Source organism: Streptomyces sp. NPDC028419, assembly GCF_055565515.1.
The window spans coordinates 1-20,947 of the sequence record NZ_JBVHUE010000042.1; the positions used below are offsets into that span (position 1 = coordinate 1).

19 protein-coding genes are annotated in these 20,947 nt (G+C 72.0%); 4 read left to right on the forward strand and 15 right to left on the reverse strand.

Annotation, left to right across the window (positions count from 1 at the left end; translation table 11 throughout):
- Positions 1 to 146 precede the first annotated feature (146 nt).
- On the forward strand, positions 147 to 929 hold the full coding sequence (pgl, locus tag ACZ4UB_RS34395; protein ID WP_468076427.1) for a 6-phosphogluconolactonase: 783 nt from the start codon (positions 147 to 149) through the stop codon (positions 927 to 929).
- Between the two features lie 88 nt (positions 930 to 1,017).
- Here pgl and pgi read toward each other — a convergent pair whose 3' ends face one another.
- The 13 genes from pgi to ACZ4UB_RS34460 form a co-directional block, all read right to left on the reverse strand.
- Positions 1,018 to 2,670 carry a glucose-6-phosphate isomerase gene (pgi, locus tag ACZ4UB_RS34400; RefSeq protein ID WP_468076509.1) on the reverse strand — a complete coding sequence of 551 codons (1,653 nt, stop codon included), beginning with the start codon at positions 2,668 to 2,670 and terminating at the stop codon, positions 1,018 to 1,020.
- Positions 2,671 to 2,816: 146 nt separating this feature from the next.
- Entirely contained in the window at positions 2,817 to 3,152 is a 336-nt protein-coding gene (locus ACZ4UB_RS34405) for an RNA polymerase-binding protein RbpA (protein ID WP_008741068.1), read from the reverse strand.
- Between the two features lie 179 nt (positions 3,153 to 3,331).
- Complete coding sequence (secG, locus tag ACZ4UB_RS34410; RefSeq protein ID WP_354382196.1) at positions 3,332 to 3,571, reverse strand: preprotein translocase subunit SecG; 240 nt, start codon at positions 3,569 to 3,571, stop codon at positions 3,332 to 3,334.
- Positions 3,572 to 3,690: 119 nt separating this feature from the next.
- Positions 3,691 to 4,467: a triose-phosphate isomerase gene (tpiA, locus tag ACZ4UB_RS34415; protein ID WP_468076429.1), complete on the reverse strand. Its 777-nt coding sequence runs from the start codon at positions 4,465 to 4,467 to the stop codon at positions 3,691 to 3,693.
- 6 nt (positions 4,468 to 4,473) lie between these two features.
- On the reverse strand, positions 4,474 to 5,685 hold the full coding sequence (locus ACZ4UB_RS34420; protein WP_468076431.1) for a phosphoglycerate kinase: 1,212 nt from the start codon (positions 5,683 to 5,685) through the stop codon (positions 4,474 to 4,476).
- Between the two features lie 140 nt (positions 5,686 to 5,825).
- Positions 5,826 to 6,830 carry a type I glyceraldehyde-3-phosphate dehydrogenase gene (gene gap, locus ACZ4UB_RS34425; protein ID WP_354382193.1) on the reverse strand — a complete coding sequence of 335 codons (1,005 nt, stop codon included), beginning with the start codon at positions 6,828 to 6,830 and terminating at the stop codon, positions 5,826 to 5,828.
- 209 nt (positions 6,831 to 7,039) lie between these two features.
- Positions 7,040 to 10,003: a M14 family metallopeptidase gene (locus tag ACZ4UB_RS34430; protein WP_468076434.1), complete on the reverse strand. Its 2,964-nt coding sequence runs from the start codon at positions 10,001 to 10,003 to the stop codon at positions 7,040 to 7,042.
- Between the two features lie 141 nt (positions 10,004 to 10,144).
- The gene (whiA, locus tag ACZ4UB_RS34435; protein ID WP_354382191.1) at positions 10,145 to 11,140 is read right to left on the reverse strand and encodes a DNA-binding protein WhiA; all 996 of its coding nucleotides are present in this window, start codon (positions 11,138 to 11,140) and stop codon (positions 10,145 to 10,147) included.
- Positions 11,131 to 12,186, reverse strand: a complete 1,056-nt coding sequence (locus ACZ4UB_RS34440) for a gluconeogenesis factor YvcK family protein (RefSeq protein WP_468076437.1) — start codon at positions 12,184 to 12,186, stop codon at positions 11,131 to 11,133. The genes whiA and ACZ4UB_RS34440 overlap by 10 nt, the downstream gene beginning before the upstream one ends.
- Positions 12,183 to 13,130 carry an RNase adapter RapZ gene (gene rapZ, locus ACZ4UB_RS34445; protein ID WP_330329809.1) on the reverse strand — a complete coding sequence of 316 codons (948 nt, stop codon included), beginning with the start codon at positions 13,128 to 13,130 and terminating at the stop codon, positions 12,183 to 12,185. The genes ACZ4UB_RS34440 and rapZ overlap by 4 nt, the downstream gene beginning before the upstream one ends.
- Entirely contained in the window at positions 13,127 to 15,184 is a 2,058-nt protein-coding gene (gene uvrC, locus ACZ4UB_RS34450) for an excinuclease ABC subunit UvrC (protein ID WP_468076439.1), read from the reverse strand. Before uvrC ends, rapZ begins: the two co-directional genes overlap by 4 nt.
- A gap of 85 nt (positions 15,185 to 15,269) precedes the next feature.
- Positions 15,270 to 16,139: a hypothetical protein gene (locus ACZ4UB_RS34455; protein WP_468076441.1), complete on the reverse strand. Its 870-nt coding sequence runs from the start codon at positions 16,137 to 16,139 to the stop codon at positions 15,270 to 15,272.
- A complete protein-coding gene (locus ACZ4UB_RS34460; protein WP_468076443.1) occupies positions 16,136 to 16,729 on the reverse strand; it encodes a papain-like cysteine protease family protein in 594 nt (197 codons plus the stop codon). The genes ACZ4UB_RS34455 and ACZ4UB_RS34460 overlap by 4 nt, the downstream gene beginning before the upstream one ends.
- Positions 16,730 to 16,959: 230 nt before the next feature.
- On the opposite strand from ACZ4UB_RS34460, the gene ACZ4UB_RS34465 reads away from it, so the two are divergent.
- A complete protein-coding gene (locus tag ACZ4UB_RS34465) occupies positions 16,960 to 17,958 on the forward strand; it encodes a hypothetical protein (protein ID WP_468076445.1) in 999 nt (332 codons plus the stop codon).
- Between the two features lie 28 nt (positions 17,959 to 17,986).
- Here ACZ4UB_RS34465 and ACZ4UB_RS34470 read toward each other — a convergent pair whose 3' ends face one another.
- The gene (locus tag ACZ4UB_RS34470) at positions 17,987 to 18,421 is read right to left on the reverse strand and encodes a Rieske (2Fe-2S) protein (RefSeq protein ID WP_468076447.1); all 435 of its coding nucleotides are present in this window, start codon (positions 18,419 to 18,421) and stop codon (positions 17,987 to 17,989) included.
- Between the two features lie 131 nt (positions 18,422 to 18,552).
- On the opposite strand from ACZ4UB_RS34470, the gene ACZ4UB_RS34475 reads away from it, so the two are divergent.
- On the forward strand, positions 18,553 to 19,449 hold the full coding sequence (locus ACZ4UB_RS34475; protein WP_468076449.1) for a carbohydrate kinase family protein: 897 nt from the start codon (positions 18,553 to 18,555) through the stop codon (positions 19,447 to 19,449).
- Here ACZ4UB_RS34475 and ACZ4UB_RS34480 read toward each other — a convergent pair.
- Positions 19,439 to 20,053 carry a TetR/AcrR family transcriptional regulator gene (locus tag ACZ4UB_RS34480; protein ID WP_468076451.1) on the reverse strand — a complete coding sequence of 205 codons (615 nt, stop codon included), beginning with the start codon at positions 20,051 to 20,053 and terminating at the stop codon, positions 19,439 to 19,441. The genes ACZ4UB_RS34475 and ACZ4UB_RS34480 overlap by 11 nt on opposite strands.
- 70 nt (positions 20,054 to 20,123) lie before the next feature.
- On the opposite strand from ACZ4UB_RS34480, the gene ACZ4UB_RS34485 reads away from it, so the two are divergent.
- Positions 20,124 to 20,774: an NAD(P)-dependent oxidoreductase gene (locus tag ACZ4UB_RS34485; protein ID WP_468076453.1), complete on the forward strand. Its 651-nt coding sequence runs from the start codon at positions 20,124 to 20,126 to the stop codon at positions 20,772 to 20,774.
- The last annotated feature ends 173 nt before the right edge of the window (positions 20,775 to 20,947 follow it).

The window sequence follows — 20,947 nt, forward strand, 5'->3', positions numbered from 1 at the left end:
CCCCCCCCCCCCCCCCCCCCCCCCCCCCCCCCCCCCCCCCCCCCCCCCCCCCCCCCCCCCCCCCCCCCCCCCCCCCCCCCCCCCCCCCCCCCCGCACCCGTTCTCCCGTACCCGACACCGACCACGAAGGCGGCAGCATCATGGGCATGACGACTCCTCAGGTCGTCGTCCACCGGGACAAGGAACTGATGGCGCAGGCCGCCGCGGCCCGGCTGATCACGAAGGTCGTCGACGCCCAGGCCGCCCGCGGCAGCGCTTCGATCGTCCTCACCGGCGGCCGCAACGGCAACGGCCTGCTGGCCGCCCTCGCCGCCGCCCCCGCCCGGGACGCGATCGACTGGGCCCGGCTGGACCTGTGGTGGGGCGACGAGCGCTACGTCCCCGGCGACGACCCCGAGCGCAACCACACCCAGGCCCGCGCCGCCCTGCTGGACGCCGTCCCCGTCGACCCGGCGCGCGTGCACGTCATGCCCGCCTCCGACGGCCCCTACGGCTCGGACGTGGACGCGGCCGCCGCGGCCTACGCCGAGGAGCTGCGCAAGGCGTCCGTCCCGGAGGACCACGGCCCCGTGCCCCGGTTCGACGTGCTGATGCTGGGCGTGGGACCGGACACCCACGTGGCGTCCCTGTTCCCGGAGCACCCCGCCGCCCGGGAGACCGAGCGCACGGTGGTCGGCGTGCACGGCGCGCCCAAGCCGCCGCCCACCCGGATCTCCCTGACCCTCCCGGCCATCCGGGCCGCCCGCGAGGTGTGGCTGCTGGCCGCCGGCGAGGACAAGGCCGGCGCGGTGGCCGTGGCGCTCGGCGGGGCGGGCGAGGTCCAGGCCCCGGCCGCCGCCGCCTACGGTCGCTCGCGCACCCTGTGGCTGCTGGACCGCGCGGCCGCCGCGAAGCTGCCGCCGGCGCTGTACCCGCCGGCCTCCGCCTGAGTCGCCCGGCTCCGCACACGAGAGCGCCCCGCACCGTCCGGTGCGGGGCGCTCTGGCGTCCGTACGCCCTCGGGTGCAACCGGAAGGCTCAGCGGCCGCGCAGCTCGCGGTACGTGGCCACCAGGGCCCGGGTGGAGGCGTCCAGGCCGGGCACCTCGGCGCCCTCGGTGAGCGCCGGCTCGACCCGCTTGGCCAGGACCTTGCCCAACTCCACGCCCCACTGGTCGAAGGAGTCGATGTTCCACACGGCGCCCTGGACGAAGACCTTGTGCTCGTAGAGCGCGATCAGCTGGCCGAGCACCGACGGGGTCAGGTCCCGCGCCAGGATGGTGGTCGTCGGGTGGTTGCCGAGGAAGGTCTTGTGCGGGACCAACTCCTCGGCGACGCCCTCCGCGCGGACGTCGTCCGGGGTCTTGCCGAAGGCCAGCGCCTGCGTCTGCGCGAAGAAGTTCGCCATCAGCAGGTCGTGCTGGGCCGCGAGGGCCGGGGACAGCGCCTCGACCGGGCGGGCGAATCCGATGAAGTCCGCCGGGATGAGCTTCGTGCCCTGGTGGAGCAACTGGTAGTAGGCGTGCTGCCCGTTGGTGCCGGGCGTTCCCCACACGACGGGACCGGTCTGCCAGTCCACCGGATTGCCCTCGCGGTCCACGGACTTGCCGTTGGACTCCATGTCCAGCTGCTGCAAGTAGGCGGTGAACCGGGAGAGGTAGTGGCTGTAGGGGAGCACCGCGTGCGCCTGCGCGTCGTGGAAGTTGCCGTACCAGATCCCCAACAGGCCCAGCAGGAGCGGGGCGTTCTCCTCGGGGGGCGCGGTGCGGAAGTGCCGGTCCATCTCCAGGAAGCCCTGGAGCATCCCGTCGAAGGCCTCGGGGCCGATCGCGACCATGAGGGAGAGCCCGATGGCCGAGTCGAGGGAGTAGCGCCCGCCGACCCAGTCCCAGAACTCGAACATGTTGGCCGGGTCGATGCCGAAGTCGGTGACCTTCTCGGCATTGGTCGACAGGGCCACGAAGTGCCGTGCCACAGCGGCCTTGTCCCCGCCGAGGCCGGCCAGCAGCCACTCCCGCGCCGAGGTGGCGTTGGTGATCGTCTCGATGGTGGTGAAGGTCTTCGAGGCGATGATGAAGAGGGTCTCGGCCGGGTCCAGGCCCAGCAGCGCCTCGTACAGGTCCGCGCCGTCCACGTTGGAGACGAAGCGCAGGCTCAGCTCCCGGTCGGTGAAGGCGCGCAGCGCCTCGTACGCCATCGCCGGACCGAGGTCGGAGCCGCCGATGCCGATGTTGACGACGTTCTTGATCGACTTGCCGGTGAAGCCGAGCCACTCCCCCGACCGGACCCGGTCGGCGAAGGTGCTCATCTTGTCCAGGACCGCGTACACGCCGGGGACGACGTCCTCGCCGTCCACCTCGACCACGGTGTCCTGCGCGGCGCGCAGCGCGGTGTGCAGGACCGCGCGGTCCTCGGTCGTGTTGATCTTCTCGCCGCGGAACATCCGCTCGCGCAGCTCCGCGACGCCCGTCGCGGCCGCCAGCTCGCGCAGCAGCCGGAGGGTCTCGTCGGTCACGAGGTGCTTCGAGTAGTCGATGTGCAGGTCGCCGGCCCGCAAGGTGTACCCGGTGCCCCGGCCCGGGTCGGCTTCGAACAGCTCCCGCAGATGCGTCTGCCCCAGCTCTTCCCGGTGCTTGCCGAGTGCGAGCCACTCCGGCGTCCGGTTGAGCCTCGTACGTCCGTCTGCGTTCATCTCGGACATCAACCCACTTCTTCCGTCCTGTTGTGCCCCGCCGTACTCCAACCTAAGGGATCAGAAGCCGGACAACGCACACAAAGAGACCCGGCCCGCGGAAGAAGGTCTTCCGCGGGCCGGGCCCGAAGTCGTGTGTGCGTCGCTCAGATCTCGCCGCGGAGCTTGGCGAGGGCTTCGGCGAGGATCGCCTCGCCGTCCGCGTCCGTGCGCCGCTCCCGTACGTACGCCAGGTGCGTCTTGTACGGCTCGGTGCGCGGGGGCGCCGGAGGGCTGTCCCGATCCTGGCCCGCCGGGAACCCGCAGCGCGGGCAGTCCCAGGTGTCCGGCACCTGTGCGTCGCTGGCGAAGCTGGGCTGCGTCTCGTGCCCGTTCGAGCACCAGAAGGAGATGCGCAGGCGGGGCGCGGACTCGCCGCGCTCGGCCTCGCCCATCGGCCCCGCTCCGACCCGACTTCCACGGATCGCGTTGCCACTTGCCACGGTCGTAACTCCCTGCGTGATGGTGCCGCGAAGCGTGAATGGAATTCCGCTGCGGGCGCCCCAGTCTACGTAAGGCCCAACGCGCGTCCAGCGACCGGAGTTACTACTTCCGGACCACTGACGCGGACCTCATGATAGATCGGGCGGGACCTGCCGGACCGCCGAAATGGCCGGATCGCTCAGTTACCGCTCGACTTCATCAACAGGCCGAGCGCGACGATGCTCGCGAACCAGAGCACGCCGATCACCATGGTGATGCGGTCGAGGTTGCGCTCGGCGACCGAGGAACCACCGACGGACGACTGCATGCCGCCTCCGAACATGTCGGAGAGGCCGCCGCCCTTACCCTTGTGCATCAGCACCAGCATCATCAGCATCAGGCTGAAGACGACCAGGGCGATCGAGAACCCCATAATCACGGCTGATTCCTACTTTCTGGCTTTCCCTGGCGTGCTGTGGAACCCCGGCGGGGGCCAGCGGCTGCCGATGCAGCCTGCTGGCCCCCGCAAGGGTACGACGGATCCGTCCTACCGCATACTCACTGGTCGCGGAAGCGGACGATCTTGACGAACTCGTCGGCGTCCAGCGCCGCGCCGCCGACCAGGGCGCCGTCGACGTCGGGCTGCGCCATGATCGCGGCGATGTTGCCGGACTTGACCGAGCCGCCGTACTGGATGCGGACCTTGTCGGCCAGCTCCTGCGAGTACAGCTCCGCGAGGCGGGTGCGGATCGCCCCGCAGACCTCCTGCGCGTCGTCCGGGGTGGCGACCTCGCCGGTGCCGATGGCCCAGACCGGCTCGTACGCGATCACGATGGACTCGGCCTGCTCGGCCGGCAGGTCCTTGAGACCGCCGTCGAGCTGCGCCAGCGTGTAGGCGACCTGCTCGCCGGCCTTGCGGACGTCCAGGCCCTCGCCGACGCACAGGATCGGGGTGATCCCGTTCGCGTAGGCGGCCTTGACCTTGGCGTTGCAGAGCTCGTCGGTCTCGCCGTGGTACTGGCGGCGCTCGCTGTGGCCGACGGCCACGAAGGTGCACTTCAGCTTCGACAGCATCGCGCCGGAGATCTCACCGGTGTACGCGCCGGACTCGTGCGCCGAGATGTCCTGGGCGCCGTACTTGATCTTCAGCTTGTCGCCGTCGACCAGGGTCTGGACCGAACGCAGGTCGACGAAGGGCGGCAGGACCGCCACCTCGACCGCGTCGTAGTCCTTGTCGGCGAGCGCGAAGGCGAGCTTCTGGGTGTGCGCGATGGCCTCAAGGTGGTTGAGGTTCATCTTCCAGTTGCCGGCCATGAGAGGGGTGCGCGTGGTCATGCGGGGTCAGACCTCCAGAGCGGCGATGCCGGGGAGCGTCTTGCCCTCGAGGTATTCGAGGGACGCGCCGCCACCGGTCGAGATGTGGCCGAACTTCGTCTCGTCGAAGCCCAGGTTGCGGACGGCGGCGGCGGAGTCGCCACCACCGACCACGGTGAAGCCCTTGCTGTCGAGCAGCGCCTGCGCGATGGCGGTGGTGCCGCCCGCGTAGTCGGGGTGCTCGGCGACGCCGACCGGACCGTTCCAGAAGACGGTCTCGGCGTCGACGATCTTCGAGGCGAACAGCTCGCGGCTCTTGGGGCCGATGTCCAGGCCCTCCTTGTCCGCGGGGATCTTGTCCGCGTCGACGACCTCGAAGTCGGCCGGGGCCTTGGTCTTGAGGTCGGGGAAGTCCTTGGAGACGAGCACGTCCACGGGCAGGACCAGCTCGACGCCGTTCTTCTTCGCGCGCTCCATGTATTCGAGCACGACCGGGATCTGGTCCTCCTGGAGGAGGGAGATGCCGACCTCGTGGCCCTGCGCCTTGAGGAAGGTGTAGGCCATGCCGCCGCCGATGAGCAGGCGGTCGGCCTTGCCGAGCAGCTCGTCGATGACGGCGAGCTTGTCGGAGACCTTGGCGCCGCCGAGGATGACCGTGTACGGACGCTTGACGTCCGAGGTCAGCTTCTTCAGGACGCCGACCTCGGTGGCGATCAGGTAACCGGCCGCGTGCGGGAGGCGCGCGGGCAGGTCGAAGACCGAGGCGTGCTTGCGGTGGACGGCGCCGAAGCCGTCGCCGACGTAGACGTCGGCGAGCGCGGCGAGCTGGTCCGCGAAGGCGCCGCGCTCGGCGTCGTCCTTGGCGGTCTCACCGGCGTTGAAGCGCAGGTTCTCGATGACGGCGACCTGGCCGTCGGTCAGGGCGGCGACCGTCTCCTTGGCGGAGGCACCGACGGTGTCGGTGGCGAAGGCGACGTCCTGGCCGAGCAGCTCACCGAGCCGGGCGGCGGCGGGAGCCAGCGAGAAGGCCGGGTCCGGGGCGCCCTTGGGGCGGCCCAGGTGGGACGCGACGATGACACGGGCGCCGGCGGCGGCGAGCTTCGCGATCGTCGGCTGGACGGCGCGGATGCGGCCGTCGTCCGTGATGGTCGTGCCGGCGAGCGGCACGTTCAGGTCGGCGCGGACGAAGACCCGCTTGCCGGAGACGCCCTCGGCGAGAAGTTCGTCGATCGTCTTCATGTGTATTTCTACTCCTTATCCCCATACATGGCATTCGCCTGTGCGGAGCGAGAGGTACGAGGCAAACAACAGGGCCCGCACAGCGCTTCATCGCGCTGCCCGAGCCCTGATGCTTCACATCGCGGTGCCTGCCCTGAAGATTAGAGCTGGCCGCCGACGAAGACGGTGAGGTCGACGAGACGGTTGGAGTAACCCCACTCGTTGTCGTACCAGCCGATGACCTTGACGCTCTTGCCCTGGACCATGGTCAGGGAGGAGTCGAAGGTGCAGGAGAACGGCCAGTTCACGATGTCGGAGGAGACGATCGCGTCCTCGGTGTAGTCGAGGATGCCCTTCAGCTGGCCCTGGGAGGCCTTCAGGAAGGCGGCGTTGACCTCTTCCTTCGTGGTCTCGCGCTCCAGCTCGATGACGAGGTCGGTCACGGAACCGGTGGGAACCGGGACGCGCATCGCGATGCCGTCGAGCTTGCCGGCCAGCTCCGGGATCACCAGCGCGGTGGCCTTGGCGGCACCGGTGGTGGTCGGGATGATGTTCTCGGCGGCGGCACGGGCGCGGCGCAGGTCCGAGTGCGGGAAGTCCAGGATGCGCTGGTCGTTCGTGTACGCGTGCACCGTGGTCATCATGCCCTTGACGATGCCGAAGTTCTCCAGGAGAACCTTGGCCATCGGCGCCACGCAGTTGGTGGTGCAGGAGGCGTTGGAGATGACGTGGTGGTTGGCCGCGTCGTACTTGTCCTGGTTGACGCCCATCACGATCGTGATGTCCTCGTCCTTGGCCGGAGCCGAGATGAGGACCTTCTTCGCGCCGGCCGCGATGTGCTTGGCGGCGTCGGCCTTCTTCGTGAAGATGCCGGTCGACTCGATGACGATGTCGGCGCCCAACTCGCCCCAGGGGAGGTTCGCGGGGTCGCGCTCGGCGAAGGTCTTGAAGGTGTTGCCGCCGACCGTGATGGTGTCGGCCGTGTGGGAGACCTCGTGCTTGAGGCGGCCCAGGATGGTGTCGTACTTGAGCAGATGCACCAGGGTCGCGTTGTCAGTCAGGTCGTTGACACCGACGATCTCGATGTCCGCTCCCTGCTCCAGGAGCGCCCGGAAGTAGTTACGGCCAATTCGGCCAAAACCATTGATGCCTACGCGGATCGTCACGAACCGATCTCCTCGTTGGTGCGCCGGCCTGTCCGCCGGCGAGCTGTATGGGATGTCCCCGACCGCTTATGACCCTACCTCTCCGTGAGCTTCGGGGTGACATCGACAGGGGCCTGACACGCCCCGGCGGCCCGTACCACGCGCTCCGGTACGGGCCGACGGGGACTTTCGCCCCCCTCACGCTGCGTGAGCGCGGGAGGGGTCGCAGGTCAGTGGTTCAGCGAGCGCAGGGCCTTACCGACGAGTACCGCTCGGTCCTTCGCGGCCGGCAGGTGCTCCAGGCCGAAGCCGAGGAGCACGGTGTCACGCGTAGTGACCGCGGCGTAGGACTTGAACAGCTCGCCGGAGCGGGACCAATCTCCCGGAACATCGGGACTTCCGGCAGGTGCGCCCTGGGCGGTCCAGACCCCGAGCGAGGTCTCGAAGCCCTCGGCCGTCTGGTCGACGCCGCCCACCGACAGGCGTGCCTCGTCCGCGAAGACCCCGCGGCCGCCGGAGCCCGGGTCGGTGATCGAGGAGAGCGAGACCTCGACGGTCTTGCCCGCGTAGGCACTCAGGTCGAAGGAGACCTGCTTCCAGCCGGCGGAGGACCCGGTGAAGCTGTTCCAGGTGCCGCTGCTGCCCTGCGCGGTGCAGCCGCCCGCACCGAGGGTGAGGTAGTGGCGCAGGAAGGGGTGCTCGTTGATGAAGAAGCCGCCCCCGCACTCCGCCGGGACCGTGGCGCCGGTCTGACCGTTCAGCTCGGGCAGGGTGGTCCAGTCCTCGGCGCCCGTGGTGTGGGCCTCCAGGGCGGCGTGGTCGTAGCCCGGCTCGGTGTCCCAGTTCAGGGCCATCTTGAGCTGGGGCCTGTCCGCCGCGGTGACCCCGGTGAGGTCGATCGTGCGGACCAGGCGCTTCCAGTCGTTGTCGTTGTGGACCGCCGAGGCCATCCAGGACCCGGCGTAGGGGGCGTACGGGTTGACGATGCCGTCGTACTGGCCCGCCTGGGCGCTCTTGAACTGCGGGTACCGCGCGGCGGGCAGCGCGTCGGAGGTGACGCTGTAGGCGCCGGGCTTGTCGAGCGGGTTGCCGGGGGTGCCCGGGGCGTCGCCGAGCGCTCCCTTGACCCCGCCGAGCGCGCCCGCGCCGGCGAAGCCGGTGGCGCCGCTGCCGCTGCTGCGGTCGTAGGCGCCGAGGTAGTACTGGCTGAAGTCGTCGGTGACGGCGCGGCCGACCTTGGCGTTGCCGCCCGCCAGCTCGCCGGCCTCGATCAGCTTGCCGCCCTCGTTGAGGAAGTCGCGCACGGCCAGCTGCGTGTCCCCGCCGGGGGCCTGGGCGCCCGTGTAGTGGACGGCCGTGCCGAAGTGCGAGAGCACCCCGAGGTGGTGCGGGGCGCCCTGCGTGGCGACGTCCCAGACGGCCGCCGAGCGCCCGTTGGCGCGCAGCGCGTCGACGTACTTCTGCGCCTGCTGGGCCTTGGCCCCTTCCTCCGCGATCACCAGGACGTCCGCGCGCGGCCGCTCCGCCAGGGCGTAGGTGAAGTGCTCGCTGGAGACCCGCTTGGCGCCGTCGCGGCCGGTGAACCAGACCTCGACCTTGTCGCCGGGCTTGGCGCCCTCCACGGAGGCGCGGTACTCGTCGAACCAGTTGTTGTCGTCACCGCCGTAGCTCTCGCCGCCCTTCCAGGCCTTGAGGTCCTCGTCGTGGACGCGGCCGCCGTTGATCCGGTAGTTGAGTTCCTTGTCCTGCAGCGCCTTGCGGGCCGTCACGGAGACCTTCTGGTCCTCACCGCGGGCCGCGTAGGAGGTGGTGAAGGGGTCGGTCGTGAAGTCGGCGGCGCTCAGGCCCACCGAGGAGACCGGCTTGTCCGGGTGCGCGGCGGACTGGGCGACCGAGAGCGCGAAGGGGACGTTCTTCAGGAACTCCGTCTGGATGAGCTTCTCGTCGTCCGGGAAGTTGAATCCCGAGGCGCAGTCCTCGGACTTCCACTGGTCGTTCGGGTCGCTGTCGGAGGCGGTCTGGCAGGTGGTCATCTCGGGCGTGAACATCATGACGCCGTTGACGTTGGCCGCGTGGCCGTCCGCCTCGCCGTTGGTCGTGTACAGCTCCGAGGAGACCTGCGGGTAGTAGCCGGGGATCGCGGAGTGCTCCGGGGTGCCCGCGAGCGCCTTGTACGCCACGTCGTCGGGGGTCGGGGTGGCGACCTGCCAGCCCACGCCGTAGAGCAGCAGCTCGGCGGCGGAGTGGTAGTTGATGGCGTACTCGAAGCCGATCCGCTTCTCGAAGGAGTCCAGGGCCCTGGTCTCCGGCTCGGACGCCGCCTTGGGGCCGCGGTAGGTCTGGTTCGAGGGGTCGTCGGAGGAACCCTCGTTGTCGTAGCCCCACTTGTAGGCGAAGTTGCGGTTGAGGTCGACGCCGTCGGCGGCGGTGGTCTTGCCGTCGCCGTTGTTGTCGCGCATGTTCTTGCGCCACAGCCGGTCGCCGTCGGGGGTGTGGGTGTAGTCGTAGCCGTCCGGGTTGGCGGAGAGGACGAACCACATCTCGGTGGAGTCGACCAGCTGCGTGACGCGCTGGTCCTTGCCGTAGTTGTCCAGGTAGTAGTGCATCAGCCGCCGGGTCATCTCGGGGGTGATCCACTCGCGCGCGTGCTGGTTGGACATGTAGAGGACCGAGGGCTTGGAGCCGTCCTTCGCCTGCCGGGCGTTCTTGCTGATCTTGAGGGCGAGGATGTCCTTGCCCTGGACGGTCTTGCCGATGGAGACGACCTTGGTGAGGCCCGGATTGCCCTGGCCGGTCGTGACGATCTCCTCCTGGAGGCCGCCCTTGCCGCTGTAGGGGCGGAAGACCCCGTCGCCCGCCGCCTTGGCGCGCGCGGCGGCCTGTGCCGGGACCTTGCGCTCGGCGAGCTTGACGCCCTGGGCGCCGAGCTTCTTGGCCTGCACGGTGGTGAGGAACAGCTCGACCTTGGCGGTGCCGTGCTCCGGCGCCTGCTCGGTCAGCTCGTGGGCGTCCTGGCCGGCGGCGAGGACGAGCGGGACCTGTTCCTTGGTGATGTCGGCGTCGTAGACCCTGACCTCGTCGGCGGCGGGTCCCGCGGCCGGTCCGTTCTGGGCCTGTGCGGTCACCGGTAAGGCGGCGAGTGAACCGAAGACGAGTGCGCTAGCGGCGAGGATCGATCTCGCGCGGTGCCTCATGTGCCCCCCTGGGCGTCGTCTGCCACGAAAGCGTTCGCACGACAGGCTCACGACCCCCCATGCCCATGTCAATGGGAATTGCCGAAAGGGGCCCGTACGCGTCGCGTACGGGCCCCTTTCGGACGAGAGCGGACGGACCGGTCAGCCGACCAGGTTGTCGGCCATCTCCTCGGCCTCGGTGATGTTCGACTCGGTGCCCGGGATGCCCAGGTCCTGGGCCCGCTTGTCGGCCATGGCCAGCAGGCGCCGGATCCGGCCCGCGACCGCGTCCTTGGTCAGCGGCGGGTCGGCGAGCGCGCCCAGCTCCTCCAGGGAGGCCTGCTTGTGCTCCATGCGCAGCCGGCCGGCCGCCGCCAGGTGCTCGGGCACCTCGTCGGCGAGGATCTCCAGGGCGCGCTGCACGCGGGCCCCCGCGGCCACCGCGGCCCGGGCCGAGCGGCGCAGGTTGGCGTCGTCGAAGTTGGCGAGCCGGTTGGCGGTGGCGCGGACCTCGCGCCGCATCCGGCGCTCCTCCCATGCCAGCACCGAATCGTGGGCGCCGAGGCGGGTCAGCAGGGCGCCGATCGCGTCGCCGTCGCGGACCACGACCCGGTCCACCCCGCGCACCTCGCGCGCCTTGGCCGCGATGGAGAGCCTGCGGGCGGCGCCCACCAGGGCCAGGGCGGCCTCCGGACCGGGGCAGGTGACCTCCAGCGAGGAGGACCTGCCCGGTTCGGTGAGCGAGCCGTGGGCCAGGAAGGCACCGCGCCAGGCCGCCTCCGCGTCGCAGGTGGCCCCGGAGACCACCTGCGGGGGGAGACCCCGGATCGGGCGGCCGCGGCCGTCCACGAGGCCGGTCTGCCGCGCGAGCTGGTCACCGCCCGCGACGACCCGGACGACGTACCGGTTGCCGCGGCGCAGCCCGCCGGGGGCCATGATCACCAGGTCCGAGGAGTGTCCGAAGATCTCCAGGATGTCCTTGCGCAGCCGCCGGGCCGCGATCCCCGCGTCCAGCTCCGCCTCGATGACGATGCGGCCGCTCACCAGGTGCAACCCGCCCGCGAACCGCAGAATGGCCGAGACCTCCGCCTTCCGGCAGCAGGTTCGGGTGACGGGCAGCCGGGCGATCTCATCCTTCACCGCGGGCGTCATCGCCATGGGCCGATCCTTCCATGCATCCGAAAAATACGGTCGTACGCGGCGGCCAACAGCTCCGGATCGTGCTTCGGAGCCCCGTCGGGCCTGGCCACCGGCGCCAGCTCGACCGCGGCACCGAAGCGTTTTGCGGCATCGGCGAGGGACTCGCGGTCGGGCACGGCGGCCTCGTCGGCCAGCACCACGTCCAGGGCGAGTTTAGGGGCGTGTCGGGCCAAAACCTCCAAATGACGCTGCGGAGAGAAGCCCTCTGTTTCGCCGGGTTGCGGCGCGAGGTTCAGCGAGAGCACCCGCCGGGCCTTCGTCTCGACCAGTGCGTCGAGCAGTTCCGGCACCAGCAGGTGCGGAATCACCGAGGAGAACCAGGAGCCCGGACCGAGCACCACCCAGTCCGCGTCCAGCACCGCGGCGACGGCCTCCGGCACGGCCGGGGGGTCGTTCGGCACCAGCTGTACGGACTGCACCTCGCCCGGCGTCAGCGCCACCGTGGCCTGCCCGCGGACGGTGTCCACGTCGTCCGGCCGGGCCGGGTCGTGGCCGCGCACCAGCGCCTGCAGCTCCAGCGGCACCGCGGACATCGGCAGCACCCGGCCGTGCGCGCCGAGCAGCTTGCCGACCAGGTCCAGGGCCTGCACGGGGTCGCCGAGCTGCTCCCACAGGGCAACGATGAGCAGGTTGCCGACGGCGTGCCCGTGCAGGTCGCCCCGGGACTCGAAGCGGTGCTGGATGACCCGGGCCCAGGTCTGGCCCCAGTCGTCGTCACCGCACAGCGCGGCCAGCGCCTTGCGCAGGTCGCCGGGGGGCAGGACGCCCAGCTCCTCGCGCAGCCGACCGCTGGAGCCCCCGTCGTCGGCGACGGTGACCACGGCCGTGAGGTCGCCGGTGATCCGGCGCAGCGCGGTGAGGGACGCGGACAGGCCCATGCCGCCGCCGAGGGCGACGACCTTGGGCGCGGCGCCGCGCCGCAGCTCGCCGGCCGGGGCGCCGTTGCCGCCCCGGCCGGCGGTCAGCCGGCGCAGGCGGCGCAGCCGCAGGCTCCGTCCGGTCACTCGCGCCCCATGTCCCTGTGGACGACGACGGTCTCGACTCCCTCGGAGGCGAGGCGGGCGGCGAGCTTCTCGGACATCGCCACGCTGCGGTGCTTGCCGCCGGTGCAGCCGACCGCGATGGTCACGTACCGCTTGCCCTCGCGGCGGTAGCCGGTGGCGATGAGCTGGAGCAGCTCGGTGTAGCGGTCGAGGAACTCCTTGGCGCCGGGCTGGCTGAAGACGTAGCCCGAGACCTCCTCGTTGAGCCCGGTGAAGGGGCGCAGCTCCGGGACCCAGTGCGGGTTCGGGATGAAGCGGCAGTCCACGACGAGGTCGGCGTCGACGGGCAGGCCGTACTTGTAGCCGAAGGACATGACGGTGGCCCGCAGCTCGGGCTCCTCGTCGCCCGCGAACTGGGCGTCCATCTTGGCGCGCAGCTCGTGCACGTTCAGGCTGGAGGTGTCGATGACGAGGTCGGCGTCACCGCGCAGCTCGCGCAGCAGGTCGCGCTCGGCTGCGATGCCGTCGACGATCCGGCCGTCGCCCTGGAGCGGGTGCGGGCGGCGGACCGACTCGAAGCGGCGCACCAGGGCGTCGTCGGAGGACTCCAGGAAGACGATGCGCCGGGTCACCCCGCGGGCTTCGAGGTCGGAGAGCGACTCGCGCAGCGCGTCGAAGAACTGTCGGCCGCGGACGTCGACGACGACGGCGATGCGCGCCACGTTGCCCTGGGAGCGGGCGCCCAGCTCCACCATGGTGGGGATCAGCGCCGGGGGCAGGTTGTCGACGACGAACCAGCCCAGGTCCTCCAGGCACTTGGCCGCCGTACTGCGGCCGGCTCCGGACATGCCGGAGATGATCACCAGCTCGGGGATGGCCGCCTCGGCGGTATCGCCGGGCTCCACTGTCGTGCCCGTACTCACCTGTGCTCCGTCTCGGTCGCGCTCTGATTCGTGCTCGGTCATTGCTCGCTCCCCCGTTCGGGCGATGCTCCCGCAGGCGCGGGGGCCTCGTCCTCAATGATCTCTCCTGTGGCCGTGTTGACGGCCGGAGCGGCGGGAGCCGCCTGGGCGAGGGCCACGGCCACGGTCTCGGCCGTCTTGCGGCCTATGCCCGGGACCTCGCAGATCTGGTCGATTGTCGCCTGTCTCAGCTTTTTCACCGAACCGAAGTGCTTGATCAGCGCCAGCCTGCGGCTCTCGCCCAGGCCGGGCACGTCGTCCAGCGGTCCGGATCTCAGCCGCTTGGCCCGCTTGCCGCGCTGGTACTGGATGGCGAAGCGGTGGGCTTCGTCACGGACCCGCTGGAGCAGGTAGAGACCCTCGCTGGTGCGGGGCAGCACCACCGGGTCGCTCTCGCCGGGCAGCCAGACCTCCTCCAGCCGCTTGGCGAGTCCGCACACGGCCACGTCGTCGATGCCCAGCTCGGCCAGGGCCCGCTGGGCGGCGGCGACCTGCGGTTGACCGCCGTCCACCACAACGAGCTGGGGCGGGTAGGCGAAACGCCTGGGGCGTCCGTCGTCCTCGACCACGGCCGGGACCTCGCCGCCGACCGCGTCCGCGCCGTCCGCGGCCCCGGTGACGTCCGCGTCCTCGGAGGGCGACCACTCCCCCGTCCTGAGCTTCTCGCGCAGGTAGCGCCGGAAGCGGCGGGAGACCACCTCGTGCATGGAGCGGACGTCGTCCTGCCCCTCGAAGCCCTTGATCTCGAAGCGGCGGTACTCGCTCTTGCGGGGCAGGCCGTCCTCGAAGACCACCATGGAGGCCACCACGTCGTCGCCCTGGAGGTGCGAGATGTCGAAGCACTCGATGCGCAGCGGCGCGGTGTCCAGCTCCAGCGCCTCGGCGATCTCCTCCAGGGCCCGGGAGCGGGTGGTCAGGTCGCCGGCGCGCTTGGTCTTGTGCAGGGCCAGGGACTGCTGGGCGTTGCGGTGGACGGTCTCCATGAGGGACTTCTTGTCGCCCCGCTGCGGGATGCGCAGGCTGACCTGGGACCCGCGGCGGCCGCCGAGCCACTCGGCCACGGCGGGCGCGTCCTCGGGCAGGGCCGGGACCAGCACCTCCTTGGGCACGGCCTCGCCCCGCTCCTCCCCGTACAGCTGCTGGAGGGCGTGCTCGACCAGGCCGGCCGTGTCGACGGCCTCGACCTTGTCGGTGATCCAGCCGCGCTGGCCGCGCACCCGCCCGCCGCGGACGTGGAAGATCTGGACGGCGGCCTCCAGCTCGTCCTCGGCGACCGCGATCAGGTCCGCGTCGGTGGCGTCGGCGAGGACCACCGCATTCTTCTCCATGGCGCGGCGCAGCGCCCCGATGTCGTCGCGGAGCCGGGCGGCCTTCTCGTACTCCATCTCCTCGGCGGCCTCGTGCATCTCGGCTTCGAGGCGGGTGAGGTAGGTGCCGGTGCGTCCGGCCATGAAGTCGCAGAAGTCCTCCGCCAGTTCACGGTGTTCCTCGGGGGTGACCCGGCCGACGCAGGGCGCGGAGCACTTGCCGATGTAGCCGAGCAGGCAGGGGCGGCCGATCTGGGCGGAGCGCTTGAACACCCCGGCGGAGCAGGTGCGCACGGGGAAGACCCGCAGCATCAGGTCGACGGTCTCGCGGATGGCCCAGGCGTGTCCGTACGGACCGAAGTAGCGCACGCCCTTCTTCTTCGGGCCGCGCATGACCTGGACCCGGGGGTACTCCTCGTTCAGGGTGACGGCGAGCGAGGGGTAGCTCTTGTCGTCCCGGTACTTGACGTTGAACCGGGGGTCGAACTCCTTGATCCAGGAGTACTCCAGCTGGAGCGCCTCGACCTCGGTGGAGACCACCGTCCACTCGACGGAGGCGGCCGTGGTCACCATGGTGGCGGTCCGCGGGTGCAGGCCCGCCACGTCCTGGAAGTAGTTGGCCAGGCGCTGGCGCAGGCTCTTGGCCTTCCCGACGTAGATCACCCGGTGGTGCTCGTCGCGGAATTTGTAGACCCCCGGGGAGTCGGGGATCTGTCCCGGTCTGGGGCGGTAGCTGGAAGGGTCGGCCATGGCATCAGCCTACTTGCGGGGTGTGACAACCGGGCGCGCCGCGGGGCCCGACCGTCTGGCTGACGGCCGGGCCCCCTCCGGGCGGCTACACCCGCACCGCCCGGCGGCGGGAGCGGCGCACGGTCAGTGCGCCGGCGGTCGCGAGGACGAGCGCGCCCGCCGCGGCGCCGCCCACCAGGGGCAGGACGTCAGGCGCGGTGGTGGCGTGCGCGGTGGCGGCCTGCGCCGTGACGGTCTGCGCGGTGGCGGCCTGCGCGGTGTCGGTCTGCGCGGAGTCGGCTTCCGTGGGGGCGAAGCCGCCCGCCTTGCCTCCCTCGGCGTAGGCGGAGCCGGGGAGTTTGTCCCCGTACGCCCTGGTGACGCGCTCGCGGTAGGCGGCGAGGGTGGTGCCCCGCGCGCCCACGGCCCGGACGGCGTCCTCGTCCAGGGGCAGGACCTCGCTGCCCCCGGCGACGTACCAGGCGTCGATCTGCGGTTCGCGGAAGACGGTCCCGCCGGGGAGTTTGGCGGCTCCCAGTTGTGCGTAGCGGAACTCGTCGTCGCCGGTGGCGATGTTCACCACCTGCCAGCCCGTGTCGGTCTTGGCGGTCCACAGGGCGGCCTGTTGGCCGTCGGAGGCCACCGCCTTGCTGGCGAGGAACTCCAGCCGGGCGACGGGGGCGCCCGCCGTGCCCGCCACGAAGTCCGGGGAGAGGTAGCTGACGGGGATCGCGTCGCCCTCGATGCGCGGTCGGGCGGCGGTCAGCGAGACCTTGCCCTCCCGGGAGAAGAACCGGGAGAGGGTGGCCAGGGTGTCGGGTGCGGCGGCGGCCTGGTGGGCGGCGGCCCTGGTCTCGGCGGTGGCGGACTGGGGTTGCGGGACGGGGGTGGCCGAGGCCTGCGGGGCCAGGCTCAGCACGGTGGCGGCGAGGGCGCCGGTGATCAGGGCGCAGGCGCGTCGGTTCATGGCGCTCACGCCCCTATCCGGTAGAGCGAGTGGGTCCAGGAGAAGGTGCTGTTGTCGACGTACCAGGCGTGGGAGGCCCAGTTGTAGCGGTCGCTGGAGGGCCAGGGGTCGCCCCAGTAGACCCAGCTGCTGGCGGTGTCGTAGCCGTAGATGACGTGCATGTGGCCGCCGCCGTTGGCCCACTGGATGCGGGTCTCGATGGGACGGCCCGCATTGATCTCGCTCTGGACGGTGGTGTAGCGCAGCCAGCCGCTGACGTAGGAACCGGAGTTGATCCCGGCCCAGTTCAGGGCGGTCTGGACGTTGTCGAGGCTGGCCTGGCTGTTGGGGCAGTCGTAGCCCTGCTGGCGGTTGAAGGCGGCGTTGCAGAACTGGTTCTGGCTGTAGGTGCGGCCGAACCAGGTGGCGATGGTGTTGCCGCTGGCGGCCCAGCACCAGTTGGTCTTCTGCTGTGCCTGCATGGTGATGTTCAAGCGCTTGGCGGCGAGCGTCGCGCTGGCCGCCCCGGCGTCGGCGGCGGTTGCCGTGCCGGTGGGCAGCGCGAACAGGAGAGCGGTGAGGAGGGCGGCCAGGGAAAGCCGCCGGTTTCTGTTGCGCATCGCGTTCCTCCCGAAGTGGGGAGAGTGGGGGTGGAGGAGCGCGTCCGGACGCTGTGGAGGAGCATCGGGCTGTTGTCGCGATCAGGTCAACACGCTTCAATACGCGGTGACATTGCGATGTGAATGAGGAGACCAGGGTGTGAACGGCTGCCGCCCCGTCACCTGGAACCCGGACGCCACCGGCGCGGTCTCCCGCCCCATCGAGCGTGAACGTTCACAAAGGAGTCGCCATGTTGCCGACCGTGCGGAACAGCGGGTACGGCGCCGTGGGCGGCCCATCGGGCACCTCGCGCGCCGCCCCCGACGGCCACGACCCGGAGGAGTTCGCGCTGCTGTTGCGCGCCGGCCCCTTCCACCTCGCGCTGCGCGCCGCGCTCGCCGCCCGCGGCCTGCCCCTGCACCGGATCCAGCACCGCCTGGCCGCCCGCGGCATCAAGGTGGGGGTCACCAGCCTCAGTTACTGGCAGCAGGGCGCCCGGCGACCCCGGCGCGCCGAGTCGCTGCGCGCGGTGCGGGCCCTGGAGCAGATCCTGGAGCTGCCGGCGGGCACGCTCCTGCGGCTCCTGAACGGTGCCCACGAGGGCGCCGAGGCCGCCCGGCCGCCGTCGCGGCCGTACCGGACGCTGGCCAGCGCGGGCACGGCCGTCGAGGAGTTACTGGCGGGCATGGAGCTCCCGGCGGACGGCGGGCTGCACACCCTCGGCCATCACGAACGGGTCCGCATCGGTCCCCGCCGCGAGCTGCTCGGCCGGGATTCGCAGCAGGTCGTACGGGCCCACCGCGACGGCGTCGACCGCTACCTCGCCATCCACCACGGCGACCCGGGCTGCGATCCGGCCGCCGTGCGGGTGCTGGCCCACGAGAACTGCCGGACCGGGCGGATCCGGCGGGACCCGGAGGCGGGACTGGTGGTGGCCGAGCTGCTCTTCGACGCCCGGCTGCGCGGCGGGGACACGTACGTCTTCGGCTACGGCTTCGAGGACGGCACCGGCGGCCGCAGCAGCGAGTACGTCCGGGGGTTCACCTACGCGGGCGGGCAGTACGTGCTCCAGGTCCGCTTCGACGCCGCCGCCCTGCCCGTGAGCTGCCGGCGCTTTCGCCAGTCGGGCCCGGCCGCCCCGCGCAGCGAGCTGTCGCAACTGACCCCGAGCGGCGGCCACCGCGCCGTCCACCTGGTGGAACAGGGGGTCAGGCGCGGCATCCTGGGGATCGGCTGGGAGTGGGACTGAGACGGCGCCGGGCGCTGACGGTCGGCGCTCAGCCCGCGATGAGCTTGCCGCCCTCGGCGCGGACGGGCACGGCCGGCAGCGGGTCGGTCGCCGGGCCCTGCACCACCTTGCCGGTGGCCGCGTCGAACCGGCTGCCGTGGCAGGGGCAGTTGCCGTGCCCGTCCTCGATCTTGTCCAGGACGCAGCCCGCGTGGGTGCACTGGGCGCTGAACGCCGTGTACTGGCCCTCGGCCGGGCAGTGCACGAGGAGCTTCTGCTTCCGGTAGAGCTTGGACCCGCCCACGGGCACGTCGGCCGCGGCGCCCAGGTCCACCGGCGCGGTGGGGGTCGCGGGGGTGTCGCCGCCGGTGTTGGTCCCGGGCGAGCAGGCGCCGAGCGCGACGACGGCCCCGGCGGACCCGGCGAGGGCGGCGGCGCCCTTGAGCACGGTGCGGCGGGCGGCGGCTGACTGCGGCGCGGACATGAGGCTCTCCTGGCGGTACGACGGTACGGATGGACACCGGTGGTCCGGCCGGGACGGACGGGCCGGCCCCGGCGGCCCACCCGACGATACCGCCGCCCGGTACCGCCGCCCGATGGGGTAGCTTCCCCCGCGTGATCGTCGTCGCTGGAGAAGCCCTGATCGACCTGGTGCCCGTGGCCGGGCCGCCGGGCGCGCTGGTGCCCCGGGCGGGCGGGGGCCCGTACAACACGGCGCTGGCGCTGGGTCGGCTCGGCGGCGGGGTGGCCTTCTGCTCCCGGGTGTCGACGGACGGCTTCGGCCGGACGCTGCTCGCCGGGCTGCGGGCGGCGGGGGTGGACCTGTCCCTGGTCCAGCGCGGCCCGGAGCCGACCACGCTCGCCGTGCCCTCGCTGGCCCCGGACGGATCCGCCGCCTACGGCTTCTACGTCGAGGGAACCGCCGACCGGCTCTTCGCACTGCCCGACGCGCTCGCGCCGGGGACGCGGGCGCTGGCCCTGGGCACCTGCTCGCTCGTACTGGAACCGGGGGCGAGCGCCTACGAGGCGCTGCTGCGGCGGGAGTCGGCGCGCGGGCTGCTGACCCTGCTCGACCCCAACATCCGCCCGGCGTTGATCGCGGACCCGGCCGCCTACCGGGCCCGTTTCCTGTCCTGGCTGCCGTACGTCAGCGTCCTCAAGCTCTCCGAGGAGGACGCGGCCTGGCTGGGCGGACGCCCCGAGGAATGGCTGGCGGCGGGGCCGTCGGCGGTGGTGCTGACCCGGGGTGCGGCGGGGCTCGCGGTGTGGACCCGGCGGGGCGAGCGGTTCGCGGTGCCGGCGCGCCGGGTCGCCGTGGTGGACACGATCGGCGCGGGCGACACCGTGAACGCGGCGCTCCTGCACCGCCTCGTGAACGCACCGGGCGGTGCACGGGCGGCCGACGCGGCGGTGGACTGGCCCGGGGTGCTGGCGTACGCCGCCCACGCGGCCGCCCTGACCTGCACCCGGGCGGGCGCGGAGCCGCCGTACGCCGCCGAGCTCAGCGGATAGCGGCCCAGAGCGTGGCGGCCACGTCCGGGGCGAACTCCGCCACCGGCCGGACCGTCGCCGACCCGGAGAAGTGCAGGAAGAACGCCCGCTGGAAACAGGCGCCGAGCAGCAGCGAAGCGGCCGCACGGGGGTCGGCGTCGGCGCGGATCCGGCCGCGCTCGCGCTCGCGGCGCAGGCAGTCGACGAGGGCGTCGAGCACCATGTGCGGACCCATGCCGATCTCCCGGAGGCCCTCGCGGTGCCGGCTGAGCAGGGCCGGTTCGGCGAAGAGCGAGCCCGCGATGGGCATGGCGTCGGCGTAGAAGCGCGCCGCGTGCCCGGCGATGGCGGCCAGCCGCTCCGCCACGGGCGCCCCGCCCGGGTCCTCGGCCAGCGCGCCCATCAGGGCGCCCGCGTTCGGCGTGCGCTCCAGCAGCACCCGCACGAACAGCTCTTCCTTGTTCGCGAAGTACTTGTAGAGCGCGGCCTCCGAGCAACCGGCCTCCCGGGCGATCGCCTTGGTCGTCGCGTTGGCGAGCCCGGTGGTGCGCATCAAGGTCTCGGCGGCGTCCAGCAGCCGCTGCGGGGTGGGCCGGGCGGGATCGCTTGACTTCGGAGTGAGCATTCACTCACCCTAGCGGAGGGGAAGGGTGAGTGAATGCTCACCCACCCTCGGGCAGAGGGGACGTACGACCATGAGGATCACGGTGTTCGGGGCTACGGGAGGGGTGGGCCGCGAGGTGGTCCGCCAGGCGCTCGACGCGGGCCACGAGGTCACCGCCGTGGTGCGGGACCCGGCGCGGCTGCCGGTGGCGGGGCACGAGCGGCTCCGGGTGGCGACGGTGGCCGACGTCACCGACGCGGACGCGCTGGGCCCGGTGCTGCGGGGGCGGGACGCGGTGGTCTGCGCGCTCGGCGCGCGCAGCAACAAGCAGGCGCGGCTGGCTCCGGTGGCCGGGCCCGCGCTCGGCGCGATCGTCTCGGCGATGGACCGGGCGGGGGTGCGGCGGCTGTCCGCCGTGAGCGCGGCCCCGCTGGGGCCGGACCACGAGGACGACGGCGCGTTCACCCGCGCGGTGCTCATGCCGCTGCTGCGGCGGGCCCTGCGTGACGGGTACGCGGACCTGGCGGTGATGGAGGCCGCGATCGGCGCCAGCGACACGCAGTGGACGGTGGTCCGCCCACCGAAGCTGCTCAACGGCCCCCGGACCGGAACCTACCGGCGCGCCGTGGACGCGAACCTCCCACGCGGCCGCTCCATCCCCCGAGCCGACGTCGCGGACGCCCTCCTGTCCACCCTGACGGACCCCACCACCCCAGGCCACACCTTGGGCATAGCCACCTGACCCCCGCCCGCCGGAGCCAATCCCAGCCCCGCCAGCGCGTGAGGCACCGGGCCGGCAAATTCAGCCCCGCCGGCGTTTGAGGCGCGGGGTCCGGGGCGGAGCCCCGGGGGGGGGGGGGGGCCCCCCCCCCCCCCGGGGGGGGGGGGGAGGGGAGAGGGGAGGGAGAGCGGACC